18 protein-coding genes are annotated in these 18,966 nt (G+C 43.4%); 7 read left to right on the top strand and 11 right to left on the bottom strand.

The genetic code is table 11. The features are described from left to right. The first annotated feature begins 55 nt into the window (after window positions 1-55). Window positions 56-2,101, top strand: a complete 2,046-nt coding sequence (recG, locus tag FTU83_RS02380) for an ATP-dependent DNA helicase RecG (RefSeq protein WP_180105604.1) — start codon at window positions 56-58, stop codon at window positions 2,099-2,101. 146 nt (window positions 2,102-2,247) lie between these two features. Then, entirely contained in the window at window positions 2,248-2,880 is a 633-nt protein-coding gene (locus FTU83_RS02375) for a ComF family protein (protein WP_180064821.1), read from the top strand. Window positions 2,881-2,926: 46 nt separating this feature from the next. Here FTU83_RS02375 and FTU83_RS02370 read toward each other — a convergent pair whose 3' ends face one another. Further along, on the bottom strand, window positions 2,927-3,334 hold the full coding sequence (locus FTU83_RS02370; protein WP_180064822.1) for an NUDIX domain-containing protein: 408 nt from the start codon (window positions 3,332-3,334) through the stop codon (window positions 2,927-2,929). Then, window positions 3,334-3,939, bottom strand: a complete 606-nt coding sequence (locus FTU83_RS02365) for a TIGR00730 family Rossman fold protein (protein ID WP_180105605.1) — start codon at window positions 3,937-3,939, stop codon at window positions 3,334-3,336. The genes FTU83_RS02370 and FTU83_RS02365 overlap by 1 nt, the downstream gene beginning before the upstream one ends. Window positions 3,940-4,094: 155 nt before the next feature. On the opposite strand from FTU83_RS02365, the gene FTU83_RS02360 reads away from it, so the two are divergent. Then, window positions 4,095-5,108, top strand: a complete 1,014-nt coding sequence (locus FTU83_RS02360) for a CorA family divalent cation transporter (RefSeq protein WP_078189297.1) — start codon at window positions 4,095-4,097, stop codon at window positions 5,106-5,108. Window positions 5,109-5,187: 79 nt separating this feature from the next. Here the strand turns inward: FTU83_RS02360 and FTU83_RS02355 are convergent, their stop codons facing one another. From FTU83_RS02355 to dxs, 8 genes are all read right to left on the bottom strand, one after another. Further along, window positions 5,188-5,448 carry a lipid asymmetry maintenance protein MlaB gene (locus FTU83_RS02355; RefSeq protein WP_218945760.1) on the bottom strand — a complete coding sequence of 87 codons (261 nt, stop codon included), beginning with the start codon at window positions 5,446-5,448 and terminating at the stop codon, window positions 5,188-5,190. Window positions 5,449-5,487: 39 nt separating this feature from the next. Beyond that, window positions 5,488-6,123 carry an ABC transporter substrate-binding protein gene (locus FTU83_RS02350; protein ID WP_180003433.1) on the bottom strand — a complete coding sequence of 212 codons (636 nt, stop codon included), beginning with the start codon at window positions 6,121-6,123 and terminating at the stop codon, window positions 5,488-5,490. 17 nt (window positions 6,124-6,140) lie between these two features. Continuing rightward, window positions 6,141-6,821: an outer membrane lipid asymmetry maintenance protein MlaD gene (locus tag FTU83_RS02345; protein WP_180093012.1), complete on the bottom strand. Its 681-nt coding sequence runs from the start codon at window positions 6,819-6,821 to the stop codon at window positions 6,141-6,143. Continuing rightward, window positions 6,821-7,600, bottom strand: a complete 780-nt coding sequence (gene mlaE, locus FTU83_RS02340) for a lipid asymmetry maintenance ABC transporter permease subunit MlaE (protein WP_078189301.1) — start codon at window positions 7,598-7,600, stop codon at window positions 6,821-6,823. The genes FTU83_RS02345 and mlaE overlap by 1 nt, the downstream gene beginning before the upstream one ends. Further along, a complete protein-coding gene (locus tag FTU83_RS02335; protein WP_218945413.1) occupies window positions 7,597-8,415 on the bottom strand; it encodes an ABC transporter ATP-binding protein in 819 nt (272 codons plus the stop codon). The genes mlaE and FTU83_RS02335 overlap by 4 nt, the downstream gene beginning before the upstream one ends. Before the next feature lie 407 nt (window positions 8,416-8,822). Further along, entirely contained in the window at window positions 8,823-10,634 is a 1,812-nt protein-coding gene (locus FTU83_RS02330; RefSeq protein ID WP_180105606.1) for a DEAD/DEAH box helicase, read from the bottom strand. Window positions 10,635-11,091: 457 nt separating this feature from the next. Continuing rightward, window positions 11,092-11,922 (bottom strand): inositol monophosphatase family protein, encoded by an 831-nt coding sequence (locus FTU83_RS02325; RefSeq protein ID WP_078189303.1) that lies wholly within the window; start codon window positions 11,920-11,922, stop codon window positions 11,092-11,094. Between the two features lie 112 nt (window positions 11,923-12,034). Then, the gene (gene dxs, locus FTU83_RS02320) at window positions 12,035-13,945 is read right to left on the bottom strand and encodes a 1-deoxy-D-xylulose-5-phosphate synthase (protein WP_180105607.1); all 1,911 of its coding nucleotides are present in this window, start codon (window positions 13,943-13,945) and stop codon (window positions 12,035-12,037) included. Window positions 13,946-14,256: 311 nt separating this feature from the next. On the opposite strand from dxs, the gene ribA reads away from it, so the two are divergent. After that, the gene (gene ribA / locus FTU83_RS02315) at window positions 14,257-14,859 is read left to right on the top strand and encodes a GTP cyclohydrolase II (protein WP_168379100.1); all 603 of its coding nucleotides are present in this window, start codon (window positions 14,257-14,259) and stop codon (window positions 14,857-14,859) included. 94 nt (window positions 14,860-14,953) lie between these two features. Here ribA and hemN read toward each other — a convergent pair whose 3' ends face one another. After that, complete coding sequence (gene hemN / locus FTU83_RS02310) at window positions 14,954-16,327, bottom strand: oxygen-independent coproporphyrinogen III oxidase (protein ID WP_180055401.1); 1,374 nt, start codon at window positions 16,325-16,327, stop codon at window positions 14,954-14,956. Window positions 16,328-16,603: 276 nt separating this feature from the next. On the opposite strand from hemN, the gene hemF reads away from it, so the two are divergent. The 3 genes from hemF to aroE all read left to right on the top strand — a co-directional run bounded on the left by hemF (window position 16,604) and on the right by aroE (window position 18,887). Beyond that, window positions 16,604-17,545, top strand: a complete 942-nt coding sequence (gene hemF, locus FTU83_RS02305) for an oxygen-dependent coproporphyrinogen oxidase (RefSeq protein WP_078189307.1) — start codon at window positions 16,604-16,606, stop codon at window positions 17,543-17,545. 229 nt (window positions 17,546-17,774) lie between these two features. Further along, complete coding sequence (locus tag FTU83_RS02300) at window positions 17,775-17,996, top strand: hypothetical protein (RefSeq protein ID WP_078189308.1); 222 nt, start codon at window positions 17,775-17,777, stop codon at window positions 17,994-17,996. A gap of 102 nt (window positions 17,997-18,098) precedes the next feature. Beyond that, window positions 18,099-18,887 (top strand): shikimate dehydrogenase, encoded by a 789-nt coding sequence (aroE, locus tag FTU83_RS02295; RefSeq protein WP_180105608.1) that lies wholly within the window; start codon window positions 18,099-18,101, stop codon window positions 18,885-18,887. Window positions 18,888-18,966: the final 79 nt, after the last annotated feature.

The following is an 18,966-nucleotide window of genomic DNA, read 5'->3' as shown; positions in this document are numbered from 1 at the left end:
CGACCTATTCTCAGAACTGATCCATTTAGATCATATAAACCGAAGTTGAGGGGACATGGCTGCCGTCCATCAATTGCAAGGGGTTGGCAATGCCGCCGCTGCTTTACTTGAAAAACTAAATATTTTCACGACAGATGATCTTTTGTTTCATCTGCCACGCGACTATGAAGATCGTAGCACGATCATCCCCATGAACCAATTAACCGTGGGCCGCAGTTATTTACTAGAAGGCACGGTCAAAAATATCGACTTCCCACCCGGTAAGCGTAAATCGATGGCCGCCCTACTAGATGACGACTGTGGCAAAGTTACTTTACGTTTTTACCATATCTATAAAGGCATTACTGATCGGGTAAAACCGGGCAATCGTTTACGGATTTTTGGTGAAGTCCGTGTTGGTGCTCGTGGCTTAGAAATGTATCATCCTGAACTACAGGTGATTACTGAACACACGCCTTTACCACAAACCCAACTCACTGCGATTTACCCCGCAACCGAAGGCTTAACGCAGTCCAAACTGCGTGAATATGTCAAACAAGCACTACAGTTATATAGTGATGACTTACCTGAATTATTGCCGGAAAAATTCACCAATGGCTATGCCCTAAAACAAGCACTGGACTATATTCATCACCCCCCTGTCGATGCCAATATGTTGCAACTCAGCCAAGGTTCTCATCCTGCACAGCAACGTTTAATTTTCGAAGAATTGGTTGCCCATCAGGTCAGTTTGCTCAGCCGCCGTGCTTATATTCAACAAATCGAAGCACCGTCATTCTCTGCAAGTAAGAACTTCACCAAACAACTTTTAAGTACGCTGCCATTTGAAATGACTGGCGCGCAAAAGCGGGTTTCAAAAGAAATCGCCAAAGATTTAAAACAAAACAAGCCCATGCTACGTTTAGTTCAAGGTGATGTAGGTGCAGGTAAAACCCTAGTCGCAGGCGTGGCTGCCTGTCATGCGCTCGAGGAAGGTTGGCAAGTGGCCATGATGGCGCCAACAGAAATTTTGGCCGAACAGCATTATCTAAATTTCAAAAAATGGTTTGAGCCTATGGGTCTAACCGTGTCTTGGCTTTCCGGCAAGCAAAAAGGTAAAGCTCGAGCTGCTGCAGAACAAAGTATTCAAGATGGTTCAGCCAATTTAGTGGTCGGCACACATGCTTTATTTCAAGACAATGTACAATTTGCCAAATTGGGTTTAGTGATTATTGATGAACAACACCGTTTTGGCGTCGATCAGCGTTTGGCGCTACGGAACAAAGGTCTCAATGGCATGACACCGCATCAACTGGTGATGACGGCAACCCCTATTCCTCGTACCTTGGCCATGTCGGCTTATGGCGATTTAGACACCTCCGTCATTGATGAACTGCCACCCGGTCGTACACCGATTCAAACAGTCACTATTCCACTTGACCGTCGTGAAGAAGTGCTACAGCGGATTGCCAGCAATTGTGCTGAAGGTAAACAAGCCTATTGGGTCTGTACCTTAGTGGAACAATCAGAAACTTTAGATGCTCAGGCCGCTGAAGCGACTTTTAATGAAATTAAAGAACGCTTTCCAGACCTCAATATTGGTCTGGTTCACGGCAAAATGAAGGCCGATGAAAAACAAGCAGTGATGCAGCAATTTAAAAATAATGAATTGCAATTACTGATTGCAACCACAGTGATTGAAGTCGGTGTTGACGTCCCGAATGCCTCAATCATGGTGATTGAAAATGCAGAGCGTTTAGGGCTTTCACAATTGCATCAGCTACGTGGTCGTGTAGGACGTGGTGCAAAAGCCAGTTTCTGTGCCTTGCTGTATAAAAATCCCTTATCGCAAAATGGGCAAGAGCGTTTACGCATCATGCGAGAGACCAATGACGGCTTTATTATTGCTGAAAAAGATTTGGAAATTCGCGGCCCCGGTGAGCTCCTCGGCACTAAACAAACAGGCGATATGGGCTTTCGTGTAGCAAAATTAGAGCGCGATGACCATTTACTCAATCAGGCTCACTATGTGGCTCAACAAGTCCTGAATGACTATCCTGCACAGGCTCAAGCGCTTTTAAAACGATGGCTGCCGGAAGCTCCTCGATACGCCTATGTATAATAATTATTAGGATGACAGATCGATCATCCTAATTATACAGATTGGCTTGAACCAATAAGCTTGTCGAACAGGTTGCTGTGGTGTTGTGATTGCACTTCACCACGAACTGTGCAAAATACTCAAAAAAGAACGATTAGAATAAAAACATGCTCCAATCTATCCAACACCTCATCCAAAAAGGAATACAGAGCGTTTCCCCTTGCCTGCTCTGCGGTATCGATCGACAACAACATCATTCGCTTTGTACCGACTGCTGGGCACAACTGCCTTGGTTTAAACAAGCGGTTGATCGCCATGAACACAGCATCTCTTGTGCCTTTTACTATGATTTCCCTATAGATCGCATCATTCAAAGCTATAAGTATGAGCAACAATTGCACTATCAAAATTTACTGGCACAGAGCCTTTTAAGCTTGCGCTTAGCTAGGGTTCAAGCCATCGTCCCCATGCCTATTTCAGTAGAACGCCTTAAAGACCGTGGGTATAACCAAATGCTGCTCGTTGCACACATGATGGCAAAGCAATTGCGCATCCCTGTTTGGCAACCAGTGATTCGTCAAGCACAGCACGCTCAAAAAGGTTTAAGTCGGCTAGAACGCCTAGAAAATATCGAACAGCAATTTATTATCAACCCAACCGAAAAACGCCGTTTCCGTAAAGTCCTCATCATTGATGATGTGGTGACCACGGGGAGTTCAATCCATGCATTAAGTGAGCTGTTACATCAGCTACATTGCACGCAGGTATATGCCGCATGCATTGCTGCGGCACAGCCTTAGTTTCAAACATCAACCACTAATAAAGAAACTGAGCAAGCGAAGCGGTTTAGCTTTCAGCAAGAGATCGCGCCTGCTGCTTCACCCAAGGAATCACCACCTCACGTGTTAAAGGTGCAAGTTTTGTTTGTGTATCATCCAAGCTGACCCATTGCATCGCTGCAATTTCCGCATCAATTTTCGGTTCACCTTGCAACTGGACCAGATAGACATAACTCACCAGTAGATGATCGACTTCGTTCGCAGCAGCCGTTTCAAAACGACCAATGAATTGCTCAATCTGCGCAGCGCAGCCAATTTCTTCCTGAATTTCACGCAGCATGGTGATTTCAGGAGCTTCATTGGGTTCTAATTTTCCACCCACTTGCATAAAGAATGCCGTGTGTTTTTTACGAACCACTAAAAGTTCATACTGTTCATTTAAAATAATGGCTGCGGCAACGGTTATGATTTTCATCAATTTTGTTCCAAATCCGCAATAAAAGCTGTACGTTCAACCATGCCCCACTTCGGCTCTGGCGCAGTGAAATATTGAAACTTTTCAACAATCGTTTCAATATTATCTTCTGCAATTAAGCATTCGATAAAACGTGGATGGGTAAAGCCTTTTTCTGCAGTTGTTTTCAGAAAATTCAATAAATCGTCATAAAAACCATCTACATTGAGAAAGGCACATGGCTTTAAATGAATGCCCAATTGAGCCCACGTCCACTGCTCAAAAATTTCCTCTAAAGTCCCTGCTCCACCTGGAATCGCCACAAAACCATCCGAGAGTTCAGACATTTTGGTTTTCCGTTGTTGCATATTTTCTACCACATGCAATTCGGTTAAATCTGGATGTGCCAATTCTTTATCGACCAAGACTTTTGGAATCACCCCAATGACTTGCCCACCTGCACGCAAAGCACTATCTGCCACAACACCCATCAAACCTGAACGACCACCACCATAGACCAGTATGATGCCTTGTGCCGCTAAATGACGACCGACTTTTTCAGCCACCTGTAAATAGGCAGGATTGTTACCAAGGGCGGAACCACAGAAAATTGCGATAGATTTCATTTATAATCACCATCAGATCAGGAACGCTATGCTGGAAAAATCAACTTTAAACAGATTTTTTCATAAAATAAGCATTAGAACAGTGTTTTTCAGCAAATCCTTGTCTAAAATACACCCATTCATTTTTAACTTACTGCGCAAGGGGAAAAGACAACATGCTTGAAGCCTTTTACGCCACAGAGCGCGGTAGCCTGGAAGATGTCACCATCAATGGTGACTTCGATTTACATCAGGATTTAGTCTGGCTCGATCTCATTGCCCCGTCTCAGGAAGAGCAGCAATGGATTATGGATGCCTATGATCAAAATTTACCTACATTAAAATCATTAGAAGATATTTCGTCGAGTGCACGATTCTACCGTGATGACGACGGTATTTTGCACATCAGCACCTATTTTTTAACGAAAAATAAAAATTTTCAGGTCGATGGCGAACCCGAAGAAAATGCTAGCACCTTAGCTACCGTACAAACGGTTGCCTTTATTTTGCATAAAGAGCGCTTATTCACTTTACGGGGTGAAAAGCTGGTGGCTTTCCGTGCCTTTCGTGCCCGCGCGCGTCGTAACGATTATGAAATTGACTATAAAGATCCAACTTGGATTTTATTGGGTCTTTTAGAAGCCAAACTCGATGAACTTGCGGATATCTTGGAAGATATCCACAAGGACTTAGAAAAATATTCCACAGAAGTGCTGAATAACCGTCATCGTGAGATGATTTTAGACTTAGATGACATGATTACCCGACTTGCACATTTAGAAGATATGCTCGGGAAAGCTCAGCTGTGTCTGATCGACTTACGTCGTGTTCTCACCTTCCTGTCACGTCCTCGCGCCTTGGGCAGTCATATTTATGATGCCGACATCCGAGAACTCAGTGAAGACGTGCGCTCTCTTGTTGAGCATGATGCCTTCTTGTTCCAAAAGGTTCGATTCTTACTGGATACCACTTCTGGGTTCATTAACACCGAACAGAACGATACGATTCGTCGATTCTCGATTTTACCAAGTATGCTTGCGCCACCGATGTTAGTAGCTAGCGTCTATGGAATGAACACCGATGTACTGCCCTTCGCGCATGGTACAACCAGTTTTATCGTGGTCAGCTTAATCATCGTGGCATTCTTTATTGGCCCATTGATGTACTTCCGCTGGAAGAAATGGATTTAATCCGTTCCTATTGCGTAGACTTGCGAGAGTTTCTTGTCCCGCTAAAATAAAAAAAAGCACCTTACGGTGCTTTTTTTATTTAGATCAATTGCAAGTCATGCTCAAGATGACAAGCTTGAATAATCTTCATCATTTTTTCAGGGACTGCTTTAAACTGCAAACCTTGCGCTTTTGGCGTTTGACGTAACCAACGGACCAAAACAGCTAAAGCCAAAGTACTGCCATGCTCAAGCTCAGCAAGATTGACCACCAAGGGAAAAGCTTGCTGTTGTTGAATCAATTTCAAGCCGTCTTGATAATACAATTCGGCATTGTTGTAATCGATTTTGCCTGAAACCATCAATTCTTGTTGATGAAGTTTAATCACACATCACCTATCTTATTTTTTCTTGTCTAATGCAGCATCAGCATCAGGTTTGAAGTTCGCAATTGCTTTATCAATGTTACCGCCATTACGTTTTACAGTCGCCGCAAACTGATTACGGAATTGTAAGCCTAGATCGATACCCGAAACGTTGATATTACGGATTTTCCATTGTGAACCTTTATCCGCCAACTGGAAAGAGACTGGAATTTTTTCACCGTTGTTATGGAAATCAATCGTTACAACAGGGTTCTTACTGTTCGACGCTTTATATGGACGCATGCTATACGTTTGGTTACTAAACTTGGCAAAAGCTGAACCATAGTTTTCGATCAGCGTTGCACGGAAGTTACGTTCAAACTGCGCACGTTGAGCCGCTGAGCTGTATTGATTCGTTGCATACGTACCCATCACGATACGTGTGAACGCTTGTGAATCGATGTACGGGTCTAAGTTTTGACGAACAATCGCTTTCACAGCCGCAGGGTTATTTTGTAGTTTTGCGTGGTCTGCTTTTAAACGTGTAATGAGGCCATCAGCCACTTTTTTTACAAATGCAGGTGGTGCTTCGCTTGGAGCAGCAAAAGCTGTACCTGCCATCATAGTTGATAAGATACTTGCTGTAAGCGTATGTTTTAACAATGTGTTCACTTAATTTCTCCTAAAAATTATTCAACAAATGCAGGTTCGTCTGCCGTTGTTGTGTCAGCAGCTTCTGTTTTTTGTTCAGCATCTGCTGTGTTGTCAGATTTGTTCCCTGCACCACCGGTCACAAATTTAGACACCAAATCTTCGATTTCCATCGTACCTTGGGTATTACCAATTTGGTCACCACGTTTTAAGAAGTTGACACCACCACCCGGTACAATTTTCAAATATTTCTCGCCCAATAAACCATTGGTTGCCACCATAATGTAAGCATCTTCATCGATATTGGTGATGGATTTCATGTTAGCAATCAGTTGCTGTTCCATTTCTTTTTGTTTCGCAGGTGTTGCTGCTTCATAGTCTGATGTGTAACGCAGTTCTTCGAGTGCATTCTTTTGCACTTCTTTTAACTGTTCTGCGTTATAAGAGGTTAATGAGCCATCCATAATCAGATGTGCTGTCACTAAGCGCGTCACAGGATCGAGTTTCAATGATTCCACTTGACCAACTTTGACACCACTTAAGGTCACTTTGGCACGGGGTTTAATCCCGTTTACATTTTCAAATGTCGCGGTCAATTCATAACTGTCTTCAATGTTATTGCCGACCAAACCACTCACACGCATCGCCAAGAAGAAAATAGCGATAGCAAACAGAATGACAAAAAAACCGACGGCCAGTTCACTCGTACGTGATTTCATTAAATACCTCCGAACATGACCGCAGTCAACACGAAATCTGAACCTAAAACACACAACGAAGAATACACGACAGTACGCGTGGTCGACGTTGCAATACCTTCTGAAGTTGGGACACAGGCATAACCCTGATAGACCGCAATCCAAGTACAAATTAATGCAAAAACAAAACTTTTGATGATGGTGCCATTAAAGACATCTTTAAAGAATTGCACACTGTTCTCAATGCCACTCCAATAAGAGCCTTCATCCGCACCCAGAAAATCAACACCCACCAATTTACCGCCCATGATGCCGACCGCAGCGAAAATCACCGACAACATTGGTAAGCTAAAAATACCGGCCCAAAGTCGAGGCGAGATCACTCGTTTTAATGGATCGACCCCGATCATTTCCATACTCGACAACTGCTCAGTGGCTTTCATCAAACCAATTTCAGCCGTCAAAGCAGAGCCTGCACGACCTGCAAAGAGTAAAGCCGCCACCACAGGTGCAAGTTCACGCAGTAACGTCAGTGCAACGGCGGTGCCGAGCATCGCTTCACTACCAAAGGTCGACAGAATGCTATACATCTGCAAACCCAGTACCGAGCCAATAAATAAGCCAGATACCACAATAATTAGTAATGAAAGCACACCAACACGGTACATCTGATAAATAAATAATTTCACGCCAAGTAAAGTCGGCATGGAAAAAAGAATCTGCAGCAACATAATGGTTGCTACGCCGATTCCTCGAACACGTTCAATGACGCGTCTACCTAATGCGGCAATAGCATTCATGAACGAACCTCATGATTTAAATAGGGCTGATGACTGAATTGATAATCGACCGGACCTTCTACCGAACCCGTCAAGAACTGCTTCACAAAAGGCGAAGCATGTGCTTTTAACTGCTCAGGTGTTCCCTCGCCCTGCACTTTCCCTTCAGCCACAACATAGATGTAATCTGCAATTGATAATGTTTCAGCCACATCATGCGAAACAATAATCGTGGTTAGATCTAAAGCTTCACGTAGCGAACGAATCAAGCGAGTTAAAACCCCCATCACAATCGGGTCTTGCCCTGCAAAGGGTTCGTCATACATGATCAGCTCAGGATCGAGTGCAATTGCACGGGCCAAAGCCACACGACGATTCATACCACCTGAAAGTTCAGAGGGCATCATTTTTTCTGCACCACGTAAACCAACAGACTCTAATTTCAACGCAACAATTTCAGCGATCAAATGCTTTGGCAACTTGGTATGCGCACGAATTGGAAAGGCTACGTTTTCATATACCGACATATCGGTAAATAATGCGCCGCTCTGAAACAGCATCCCCATACGCGCACGCGCAGCGAAGAGCTCCTGACGTGACATCTGTGCAATGTCCTGCCCATCAAGCAACACTTCTCCATTATCGGGAGTCAATTGACCACCAATTAAACGGAGTAAAGTCGTTTTACCTGTACCAGATGGACCCATAATTGCAGTGATCTGACCACGACGAATTTTTAAACTGACATTGTCATAAATGACGCGCTCTCCTCGCTTAAAACTCAGGTTTTTCACTTCGATCAGTGCCTGAGTCTGAGAAGACGTTTGATTATTCATAGCTGAGGATTTTCCTGCATTTTTTTCAGCATGCATACTATAAAGGATTGAAGTTTAAAATGTTACCATTGCATGAGCGCATATCCCTGCATTCCATCAGGTAAATTGTTTTTTATTATTAATGCGATTTTATAGAGGGTGTTTTCAACCCAATAGAAGAATTTAGTTAAAATAATTGTATATATAGTAAACGATATTACACAATAAGAGTGTCAAACCGATATAAGGCATAAGTACCTCGATCATCACTGTACGCATATTTGCCAACGCGTTTCCGTTCATATTAATTATCATTAAACACATAAAGTTTGATCAAGTATACATTTTTCTGATTAAAAAGCTAATTTAAATCCATAAAAAAAACCGGTGTTTCCACCGGTTTTTTCGATATTTCTTTCGAAATTCAATTAGTCATTGAATTTACGACGTGGACGGTCTTCACCGAAAGTGCGTTCGCCACGTGGTTTATCATCACCGAAACGTTTTGGACGGTCATCGCCGAAACGTTTTGGACGATCTTCACCAAATGAACGTTGAGGACGGTCACCGTTGAATTCACGACGTGGACGATCTTCACCAAATGAACGTTTTGGACGATCGCCATAACCTTCACGAGCTGGTTTATAATCTACACGGTTACCACGGTTGTCATCGTTAGAACGACGGTCAAAACCACCTTCACGACGTGGACGATCGCTGTTAAATTCGCGACGTGGACGATCTTCAAAACCGCCTTCACGACGTGGACGATCGTTGTTAAATTCACGACGTGGACGATCTTCGAAACCGCCTTCACGACGTGGACGATCGTTGTTAAATTCGCGACGTGGACGATCTTCGAAACCACCTTCACGACGTGGACGATCGTTGTTAAATTCGCGACGTGGACGATCTTCGCCACCGAATGAACGACGTTCGCCATCACGGTTGCCTTCACGACGTTTGAAGTTTGATTCACCTTCAAAACGACGACCGCCACCGAAACCACCACGACCACCGCGACCGCCATCACGACGACCACGACCGCCATCACGGCTACCACGTGCAGGAGGTGGAGATGGCTCAAGACCTTCAATTTCAGATACATTTAAACGTGCATCTAAGAAGTCTTCTAAAGCACGAATTTTACCGCGTTCACGGTAAGTCGCTAAAGTAATCGCGTTACCAGTACGGCCCGCACGACCTGTACGACCAATACGGTGTACATAGTCTTCGTTCTTCATTGGAAGACCGAAGTTAATTACGTGAGAAATAGTTGGTACGTCTAGACCACGTGCAGCAACGTCAGTCGCAACTAAGATTTTTGCACGACCTTCACGAATGCTACGTAAACGACGGTTACGTACAGTTTGTGGCATTGCACCGTGAAGAGCGACAACTGAGTGACCTGCTTCTGCAAGTTCTTCAGCCAACATATCTGTATCTTCTTGGGTAGATGCGAATACAACTGCTTGATCTACAGACTCATCAGATAACCAGTGAGTCAAAAGTTTTTTCTTGTGTTCGAAACCGTCAGTCCAGTGAAGAGTCTGAGTAATGTCAGTATTTGTAGAGTGACCAGTTTCAATCGCAATACGCTGTGGATCATTCATCATGCGTTCTGCAAGTGTAATGATACGCGGCGCAAATGTTGCAGAGAACATTAATGTTTGTTTACGGTTAGCAGCCAAGTCGCTGATCGCTTCTAGGTCTTCAGAGAAACCTAAGTCAAGCATACGGTCAGCTTCGTCAACGATTAACGCATCAACGTTGTCTAGTTTAATTTGACGACGGTTAACCAAGTCAAGTAAACGACCTGGAGTCGCTACGACAACTTGTGCACCTTTAAGCTGTTGAATTTGTTTACCGAAAGGCATACCACCCATAATTGCAGCAATACGAACACCTTTCATATGACGTACTAAAGCAATTGCGTCTTGGCTAACCTGTTGAGCCAATTCACGTGTAGGGCAAAGTACAAGAATAGACGGTGCAGTTACCGCTTTCATACGCTCTTTGAAAGACATCAAAGTGTCTTGACCAGCCAAAGCATTCACAGTTGGGAGTAAGAATGCAGCAGTTTTACCAGAACCAGTTTGGCTTGATACAAGAAGGTCTTTACCTTCTAATGCAGCTGGAATTGATTGTTCTTGCACTGGAGTCGGAGTAGTAAAACCTAGACCTTGTAATGCTAGTTGTAACGACTCATGTAAAGGAAAATCAGCAAAAGTTTTGCTCATAGAGTATTTCACCCCAAAAATGGGTGCTCCATTAAAAATATAAATTCAGATGGACATCGGCAAAAAGCGGCACAGCAAAAAACGCTGAAAATATAGAATCAGCGGCGATCCGAGAACGACGATGTGTATAACGCACACATGATTACAGCCGCAACCTGAAGGAATCGCTTAGCGATTGGGTGGGGCGCGAAATATCGTCCTCTCTTTGGACCGGAACGCGCATACACAATGATAGAAGAGAATGTTCAGGTAATGAACGAAATTTAGTGCGTGCGGGGATTATAGCAGAAAGTTTTTAAATGTCACCTGTTTTAGTCAACTTCAGAATATTTTTTGTAAGAAGCTTTAAATCATAGGTGTTTAAGCCATTATTTTTGACCGATTAGACAAAAATAAAGCCCTCATAAAGAGGGCTTTATTTCATTATTCTGTCAATAAACTCGAACTAAGCGTTCTATTATTTAGCAGCTTCACCCCAAGCTGGAACTACAGCTTGCATAAGTGGTTTAAGCATTTTCATAGAACATGCAAGTACTTGACCATTGTCCATTGAGTCGTTACCACCACGAGCATCAACCACAGTACCACCCGCTTCTTTCACAATAAGTTCACCCGCAGCGATGTCCCATGGTTTCAAACCAAGTTCGAAATAACCATCGAAACGACCAGCAGCAACATATGCTAGATCAAGAGCAGCAGAACCTGAACGACGGTATTGAGCACCGGCTTCAGTCACATTTAACAATGAGTTGAAATGGTTTTTCGCATAAGAAACCACTTCGCCATTACGAATTTTACGATACGCATGACCCACTGAAAGGAAAGTGTTTTCTAAGCTGTCTTTTACATTTACACGAATACGGCGTTGGTTCATCATCGCACCGCGACCACGGCTTGCAGAGAACAACTCATCTTTCACAGGGTCATAAATAACACCGTGCTGAGTTACACCTTTATGTTGAACTGCGATAGAGATGCAGAAATGTGGAACACCATTAACGAAGTTTAATGTGCCATCAAGTGGGTCGATGATCCAACACCAATCAGCGTCGTGACCTTTGCCTTCTTGAAGACCAAACTCTTCGCCTAGGAAACTGTGATTTTTATAGCTTTTACGTAGGGTATCGATAGTCAATTGTTCCAAATAACGGTCTACACGCGTTACTGGACCATCAATTCCTTTTTCTTCGACTTGTAGATCGAGTTTATGACGATTTTGATGCGCTTTTAAAAGCTCTTGACCAACTAATTGAGCCGCACGCGCAGCCATAACCACCATAGGTTCCATTGAACACCCACTACAAATTTGAAGATACTGATAAAGAATAATGCATAAAAGCCCTTATATCTTATCAAATATAAGGGCTTTTAGGGAAAAAATGTTTCTAAAAATTAGAAATTCAACAAACCACTGTTTGCTTATGTTTTAGCCAGCTCTGTGTCACTGAAGCGCCAATGCCTTCAGCATCCAGTCCAGCCTGATGCAACATTTGAGCATGTGTTGCTTGATGCATGAACTCGTCAGCCAAACCTAAATTCAGCACAGGCTTAACCACGCCTGCTTGGGCTAAATATTCATTTACTGCACTGCCCGCACCCGCCATGACGGCATGCTCTTCAACTGTCACAAATAGTTGCGTACTTGCTGCGATTTGATCGATCAACTGTGTATCTAATGGCTTCACGAAGCGCATATTAATCACACGTACAGCCACATCTAGCTTTGTCGCTAAAGCCTGCCCTGCCTCTAGTGCCGCTTGAACACGACTACCAAAAGCCAGTATAGAAATGGTGTCATCTTGCTGATCATTGAAGTTTGCAACAATTTCACCACGGCCAATTTCAAGCTCAGTCATCTCTTGCTGAATCTCAACACCCAGTCCATTACCACGTGGGTAACGTACCGCCGCTGGGCCTTTATACAAATAAGCCGTATGCAACATTTGACGACATTCATTTTCGTCTTTCGGCGCCATGATCACCATGTTTGGCACGGTACGCATAAAGGCATAATCATATGCACCGGCATGCGTTGGGCCATCTTCACCAACCAAACCTGCACGGTCGATACCAAATGTCACGTCGAGATTTTGCAAAGCAACGTCATGAATCAGTTGGTCATAACCACGTTGTAAGAAGGTTGAATAGATTGCAACAACCGGTTTTACCCCTTCACAGGCCATACCCGCAGCCAAAGTCACCGCATGTTGTTCTGCAATGGCAACATCAAAGAAACGCTCAGGGAACTGCTTGGCAAATTGCACCATGCCTGAGCCTTCACACATCGCAGGAGTAATCGCCAATAAACGATCATCCTGTGCAGCTTCATCACATAACCACTGACCAAAAACATCTGAATATTTCGGTGCAGTTGCCACTGCAGCAGGTGCATTCACTTTACTGATGGCATGGTATTTGATTTGATCTGCTTCGGCAGGTGCAAAGCCTTTACCTTTTTTGGTATAGACATGCACTAAACGTGGGCCTCTGCGTTTTTTTAAGGCTTCAAACACATGTGTCAATTGTTCAACATCGTGCCCATCAAAAGGACCAAAGTAGTCAAAGCCAATGGCTTTAAATAGGTTGTCTGCAGCATCGGTCGCAGCACAATGTAGGCGTGAGTTATACGCCCATTCAGGATGAGGTTGAATATAGGCTTCGCCATTTTCAGAAATATTCACCGATTGACCACTTTCCCAAATCGCAGCCAAATGCTTAGCAAAACCACCAGTACTGCATGAGATCGACATATCGTTGTCGTTCAATACCACCATGAGGTCAGCATTGTGTGCCACCGCATCGTTCATGGCTTCAAAAGCCATGCCCGCTGTCATCGCGCCATCACCCACGATTGCAACCACATGACAGGGATCTTGCTTGAAGCGACGTGCCAATGACATCCCAAGACCAGCAGAAATCGCGGTTGATGAATGGCCTACACCGAAGGTGTCAAATTCAGATTCTTCACGGGCAGGAAACGCAGCCAAACCATCTTTGGCACGAATCGTCACTAATTGTTCACGACGACCGGTCAAGGCTTTATGCGGATAGGCTTGATGACCCACATCCCAAATCAGACGATCACGTGGCGTATCAAAACAGTAATGCAATGCCACGGTTAATTCGATCACCCCAAGATTGGCACCAAAATGCCCACCACTTTGTCCGGCCGCATACAAAATAAATTGACGTAACTCATCCGCCACTTGCTCTAATTGGCTGCGCTCGAGTAAACGAAGTTGTTGAGGATGGTTAATCGTATCCAGCAACGGTGTTACAGGGCGTTGAAATGGTATTTCTTTATACAGCATAATGTGGCAAAGCCTTCTAAAGCCTGGCAAATTCCTAAGCTCGGTCTAAATGGGTAACTCGATCATATCGTCGAATTGTATCACCTTACAATCAGCCAAACTTGTAGCGATGTAATTTTTAGCAATGATCTCGCTGGGGAGATTTTGAATGAGTCAGATTATCCTGAATAATCTTCCTATTTATCAACTATTATCGTTCGCTTTATACAAAAAAGAAAATGTTCTGCATAAATTCGTCGTTGCAATTCTACCAATGTCCAAGCATTACGCTATACTTTAGCCAATTTATAATCGAATAAACGGGTTAAGCAGTGCCTATAGAATTTGTCGCAACGTCAAGATTACCGACCGCTTTTGGTGAATTCAATATTACGGTTTTTCAGGATCCTGAAACCGGTGAAGAACACGTCGCACTCTCTAAAGGACTAGAACAAGCTCCCACTGAACCTGTTTTAGTTCGTATCCACTCCGAATGCCTCACCGGTGATGCCTTCGCTTCACTCAAATGTGACTGCGGCCCACAGCTTCAAGCGACCCAAAAATTAATTAATGAAGCAGGTCAAGGGGTGATTTTATATTTACGCCAAGAAGGTCGCGGTATTGGCTTGACCAATAAAATTCGTGCTTACGCCCTACAAGACCAAGGCCATGACACAGTGGATGCCAATTTATTATTGGATCTTCCTGCCGATGCACGTCGTTATGATATGTGCCCTATCATGTTGAATCATCTCAACATTACGGCTGTGCGTCTCATTACCAATAACCCGTTAAAAATTGAAGCGCTACAAGAGCAAGGCGTGAATGTCGTTGATCGCGTTCCGCTGACTGTGGGTTTAAATCCCTTTAACGAACAATATTTAAAAACCAAACATGATCGTATGTCGCATATGTATCAAAAGGACGATTTTTAAAAATCCTTTAAATTCTCCATAAATTAATCCCTCCAAACCTCCCTTTACAAAAGGGAGGCTTCCCCCTCTTTATTAAAGAGGGGTTAGGGAAAATTCAAATCGTCATCGAAAAAATACGATTTTCAGGAACACGACGTTTTAATCGTAAATCAAAAGCCATGCAGATATTGCGAACAAAAGGCTTGCCTGCGTCACGCACCTGAATGTGCTGATCAAAAATCTCGAGCAAGCCATCTTCTTGCATTTCAGCCAATTGCGCTAATACGTCATCAAGCTCAGTAAATTGCATTTCTGGACCTGCCCAAGAAGTTTGGAAACTACACATCAAATTAAGAATATGTTTACGGATGATTAAGTCTTCATCTGTCAGCACATGCCCCCGATAAACTGGAATTTCATTCGCTTCTAAACGTGCATAATAGTCTTCAATTTTCTTTTCATTTTGCGCAAAGCTATACCAACTGTCACTGATCGAAGATAAGCCTAGACCAATCATTACTTGGGTTTTCGATGCGGTATAGCCCATAAAATTACGGTGCAAACTGCCCTGCTGAAAAGCTTGATACATCGGATCTTGGGTTAATGCAAAATGATCCATCCCAATTTCATGATAGCCATGCGCTAGTAACTTTTTTTTACCCTCTTCATAGCATTGGCGCTTTAAATCATCTTTCGGGACATCAGCATCTTTAAAACCACGCTGACCATTGCCCTTAATCCACGGCACATGTGCATAGCTATAAAAGGCTAGACGATCTGGCATCAAACGAGTGGTCTGTTCAATGGTATGCAACACATCGTTTAAATCCTGAAATGGCAGACCAAAAACCAAATCATGTGAAATAGAGGTATAGCCAATATCACGTGCCCACTGTGTTACTTGTTCAACATGTGCAAAGGGCTGAATACGGTGGATGGCTTTTTGCACTTTTTCATTATAATCCTGCACCCCATAGCTCACGCGTCGAAACCCAACTTCGTACAAGGCTTGTAAATGCTCACGTGTGGTATTGTTCGGATGCCCTTCAAAACTAAATTCATGTGCATCAGCAATATCTGCCTGCGCTAAAATCCCTTGAATCAACTGGGTGAGATGCTCAGGAGAAAAGAAAGTAGGCGTTCCCCCGCCCAAATGAATTTCTTTAATTATTGGCCGGTCGACCAAGAGCTGACAATATAAGTCCCATTCTTTCAGCACCGCCTGAATATAAGGCAGCTCCATCTCATGTTTTTTCGTAACTTTTTTATGGCAACCACAAAACGTACATAAGCTTTCACAAAATGGCAGATGAATGTACAGACTGATGCCTTCGAGGTGATTGCTCTCATCAAATGAACGCTTCAAGCCCTGTGTCCACTGTTGCAATGAAAACTCAGCTTCCTCCCAATACGGCACGGTTGGATAACTGGTATAGCGTGGACCTGGTACATTATATTTTTGAATTAAAGAACTCGCCTGCTGAGACATCGATGCACCATTTCAATCAATGAGATTCAATTTAAATCTACCTTATGATTATTGTGCTGAGCTTCAGAAGTGAATTCAACCTAGCAAATTTGTCGGAATAGCCCCAATTTTGGCCTGAGTACTTCTGCTCACTACGCAGGAACTTTTGGTTTAATCACTAGATTTCTAGATTTAAAGCAAAGAGCCGATGCTGAGTATCGGGAAAAATGCCTTAAGTTTTCACGTAATTTATGCTTTGATGACACTTATCTTTAAATTATTTTAATAAAGGTCACCATGCAGAATCCAACTTCAGCCGATATTCAACGTGTAGATGAATTCCTTCGCGATTTACAGGCACGGATTTGTGCCGCATTGGAACAGCAAGAACGTGCTGGTGGCGGAAGTGCCGAATTTGCGATCGATGACTGGGAACGCCCTGAAGGTGGTGGTGGTCGCTCACGTGTTCTTCAAAATGGGACGGTGATTGAAAAAGGTGGTGTGATGTTCTCGCACATCAACATTTCAAAATTACCGGCCTCTGCGACTGAACGCCATCCCGCTATTGCAGGTGCAAAAGCACAAGCCATGGGCGTGTCGTTGGTAATTCACCCGAAAAACCCCAACGTCCCAACCTCACATGCCAATGTGCGTTTATTTGTCGCGGAAAAAGAAGGACAAGATCCGATTTGGTGGTTTGGCGGTGGTTTTGACCTCACTCCATTTTATCCAAATGATGAAGATGTCTTGTCTTGGCATCAAACTGCCCATGATCTTTGTGCCCCATTTAGTGATACACTCTATGATGAACATAAGAAATGGTGTGATGACTATTTCTATCTCAAACACCGTGATGAACAACGTGGTGTGGGTGGTTTATTCTTTGATGATCTCAACCAATGGGACTTTGAAACCTGTTTCAAATATATGCAGGCCGTCGGTAATGGTTATTTAGAGGCAATTTTACCGATCTTCCAAAGAAACCAAGACAAAGCCTATACCGAAGCACAACGAGACTTCCAACTTTACCGTCGTGGTCGTTACGTTGAATATAACCTAGTGTATGACCGTGGCACCTTATTTGGTTTACAAACTGGCGGGCGTATTGAGTCGATTTTAGTGAGTATGCCACCCTTGGCAGGCTGGTCGTATCGTCCTGAATGGGAAGAACATTCTGCTGAAAAAAGACTGACTGACTTTTATTTAAAACCGCAAGATTGGCTGAATACGCTGAAATAAAACCGATAAACATGTATTTGCCCCTGTCCGTCAGGGGCTTTTTATTGCCTGAGGATTAGAGTATTCATTTGTATGTAATATCTTGATGCATAAATAAATTTTTTAAGCATTTACTTTGTAATCAGATTGCTCAACAATGACACATCTTTTAAACAGCTTTAAGCTATGTCATTGCACAATGTGTCAATAAACTCATGGCTGTAATTTTCTTGTACGGAGTACAACGCACATGACACATCAAACACTCAATAAAAAAGCAGTCAGTCTTACTGCATTGGTGTTTTGGAGCTTTGCTGTTGTGCTGATTAGCGCCATCAGTACCAATATTTTTTCCGAAACGTCTTTGAATGATAATTTGGCTATTGGCTTCATGGTGGTTGCCTTGATTGGTTTAGTCATCAGTGCAGCGAGCATCTTGATTCAAAGCGTCCTAGATATTTGTAATCCTTAATTTTCCGCCTTTATTTCACGATTTTAAGACTGCCCGAACTTTAGCCATCCTCGGTTTTGGCGTATATTGTCTGCTCTTTCACATCTACATGGACGCTGTGCAATGAGCAAACAATTTGCCGTGATTGGCAACCCGATTGAACAATCACGCTCACCTGAACTTCATCATGCCTTCGCTGAAAAAACAGGCCTCGACATTCAGTACAGCAAACGACTTGCGCCACTCGATGGTTTTCAGCACAGTGTCGAATCCTTCTTTGCCGAAGGTGGTATCGGTATGAATGTCACTGTTCCGTTTAAAGAACAAGCCTATGCACAATGTACCGTGCTTACTGAACGTGCCAAAATTGCAGGTGCGGTCAATACACTTTGGATGCAAGATGGCGTACTCCATGGCGATAATACCGATGGACAAGGCCTAGTTGATGCCATCCGTGCCTTAGATTGGAATTTAGAACAGAGCGATATATTGATCATTGGTGCAGGCGGTGCGACACGTGGCGTGATTTACCCACTGGTACAAGCTGGGGCCAAAAAAATCGTGATTGCCAACCGTACTTTAGCGCGTGCTGAACAATTGGTTGCTGACTTAAAAACTGCTGTCCCCAATGCCGAACTTGCAGCCATTGCCCTCGCCGACTTAGCAGGTCAATTTGATCTGGTGATTAACGCAACATCGGCCAGTTTAACGGGTGATGCACTGATTTTGCCTGAAGCTTTACAATTTACACATGCTTATGAAATGGCCTATGGCAAACCGTCGACATTTTTGGATCAAGCCAAAGCACGCCATGTTCCGACCTCAGAAGGTTTTGGCATGTTGGTTGGTCAAGCAATCGAATCTTTTTCCATTTGGAATGGCGTCAAACCTGATCTAAAAGACTTTCTATAATTCAAAATGATTTGCTCAATTCACTTTCTGAGCAGTCTAAACACCTAAAAAAAGAACCTCAATTGAGGTTCTTTTTTTG

It is taken from the genome of Acinetobacter sp. YH12152 (genome assembly GCF_013418285.1).
GTDB classification, from domain to species: Bacteria; Pseudomonadota; Gammaproteobacteria; order Pseudomonadales; family Moraxellaceae; genus Acinetobacter; species Acinetobacter amyesii.
Note: the sequence above shows the minus strand (reverse complement) of the source record. Positions and strands in the feature narration are given on the sequence as shown.

Coding starts and splice junctions, on each gene's coding strand:
- aroE (WP_180105608.1), top strand. CDS start 18,099: ATGAGCAAACAATTTGCCGTGATTGGCAACCCGATTGAACAATCACGC.
- FTU83_RS02375 (WP_180064821.1), top strand. CDS start 2,248: ATGCTCCAATCTATCCAACACCTCATCCAAAAAGGAATACAGAGCGTT.
- recG (WP_180105604.1), top strand. CDS start 56: ATGGCTGCCGTCCATCAATTGCAAGGGGTTGGCAATGCCGCCGCTGCT.
- mlaE (WP_078189301.1), bottom strand. CDS start 7,600: ATGAATGCTATTGCCGCATTAGGTAGACGCGTCATTGAACGTGTTCGA.
- dxs (WP_180105607.1), bottom strand. CDS start 13,945: ATGCTGTATAAAGAAATACCATTTCAACGCCCTGTAACACCGTTGCTG.
- hemF (WP_078189307.1), top strand. CDS start 16,604: ATGCAGAATCCAACTTCAGCCGATATTCAACGTGTAGATGAATTCCTT.
- hemN (WP_180055401.1), bottom strand. CDS start 16,327: ATGTCTCAGCAGGCGAGTTCTTTAATTCAAAAATATAATGTACCAGGT.
- FTU83_RS02360 (WP_078189297.1), top strand. CDS start 4,095: ATGCTTGAAGCCTTTTACGCCACAGAGCGCGGTAGCCTGGAAGATGTC.
- FTU83_RS02355 (WP_218945760.1), bottom strand. CDS start 5,448: ATGGTTTCAGGCAAAATCGATTACAACAATGCCGAATTGTATTATCAA.
- FTU83_RS02370 (WP_180064822.1), bottom strand. CDS start 3,334: ATGAAAATCATAACCGTTGCCGCAGCCATTATTTTAAATGAACAGTAT.
- FTU83_RS02365 (WP_180105605.1), bottom strand. CDS start 3,939: ATGAAATCTATCGCAATTTTCTGTGGTTCCGCCCTTGGTAACAATCCT.
- FTU83_RS02345 (WP_180093012.1), bottom strand. CDS start 6,821: ATGAAATCACGTACGAGTGAACTGGCCGTCGGTTTTTTTGTCATTCTG.
- FTU83_RS02325 (WP_078189303.1), bottom strand. CDS start 11,922: ATGGAACCTATGGTGGTTATGGCTGCGCGTGCGGCTCAATTAGTTGGT.
- FTU83_RS02335 (WP_218945413.1), bottom strand. CDS start 8,415: ATGAATAATCAAACGTCTTCTCAGACTCAGGCACTGATCGAAGTGAAA.
- FTU83_RS02300 (WP_078189308.1), top strand. CDS start 17,775: ATGACACATCAAACACTCAATAAAAAAGCAGTCAGTCTTACTGCATTG.
- FTU83_RS02330 (WP_180105606.1), bottom strand. CDS start 10,634: ATGAGCAAAACTTTTGCTGATTTTCCTTTACATGAGTCGTTACAACTA.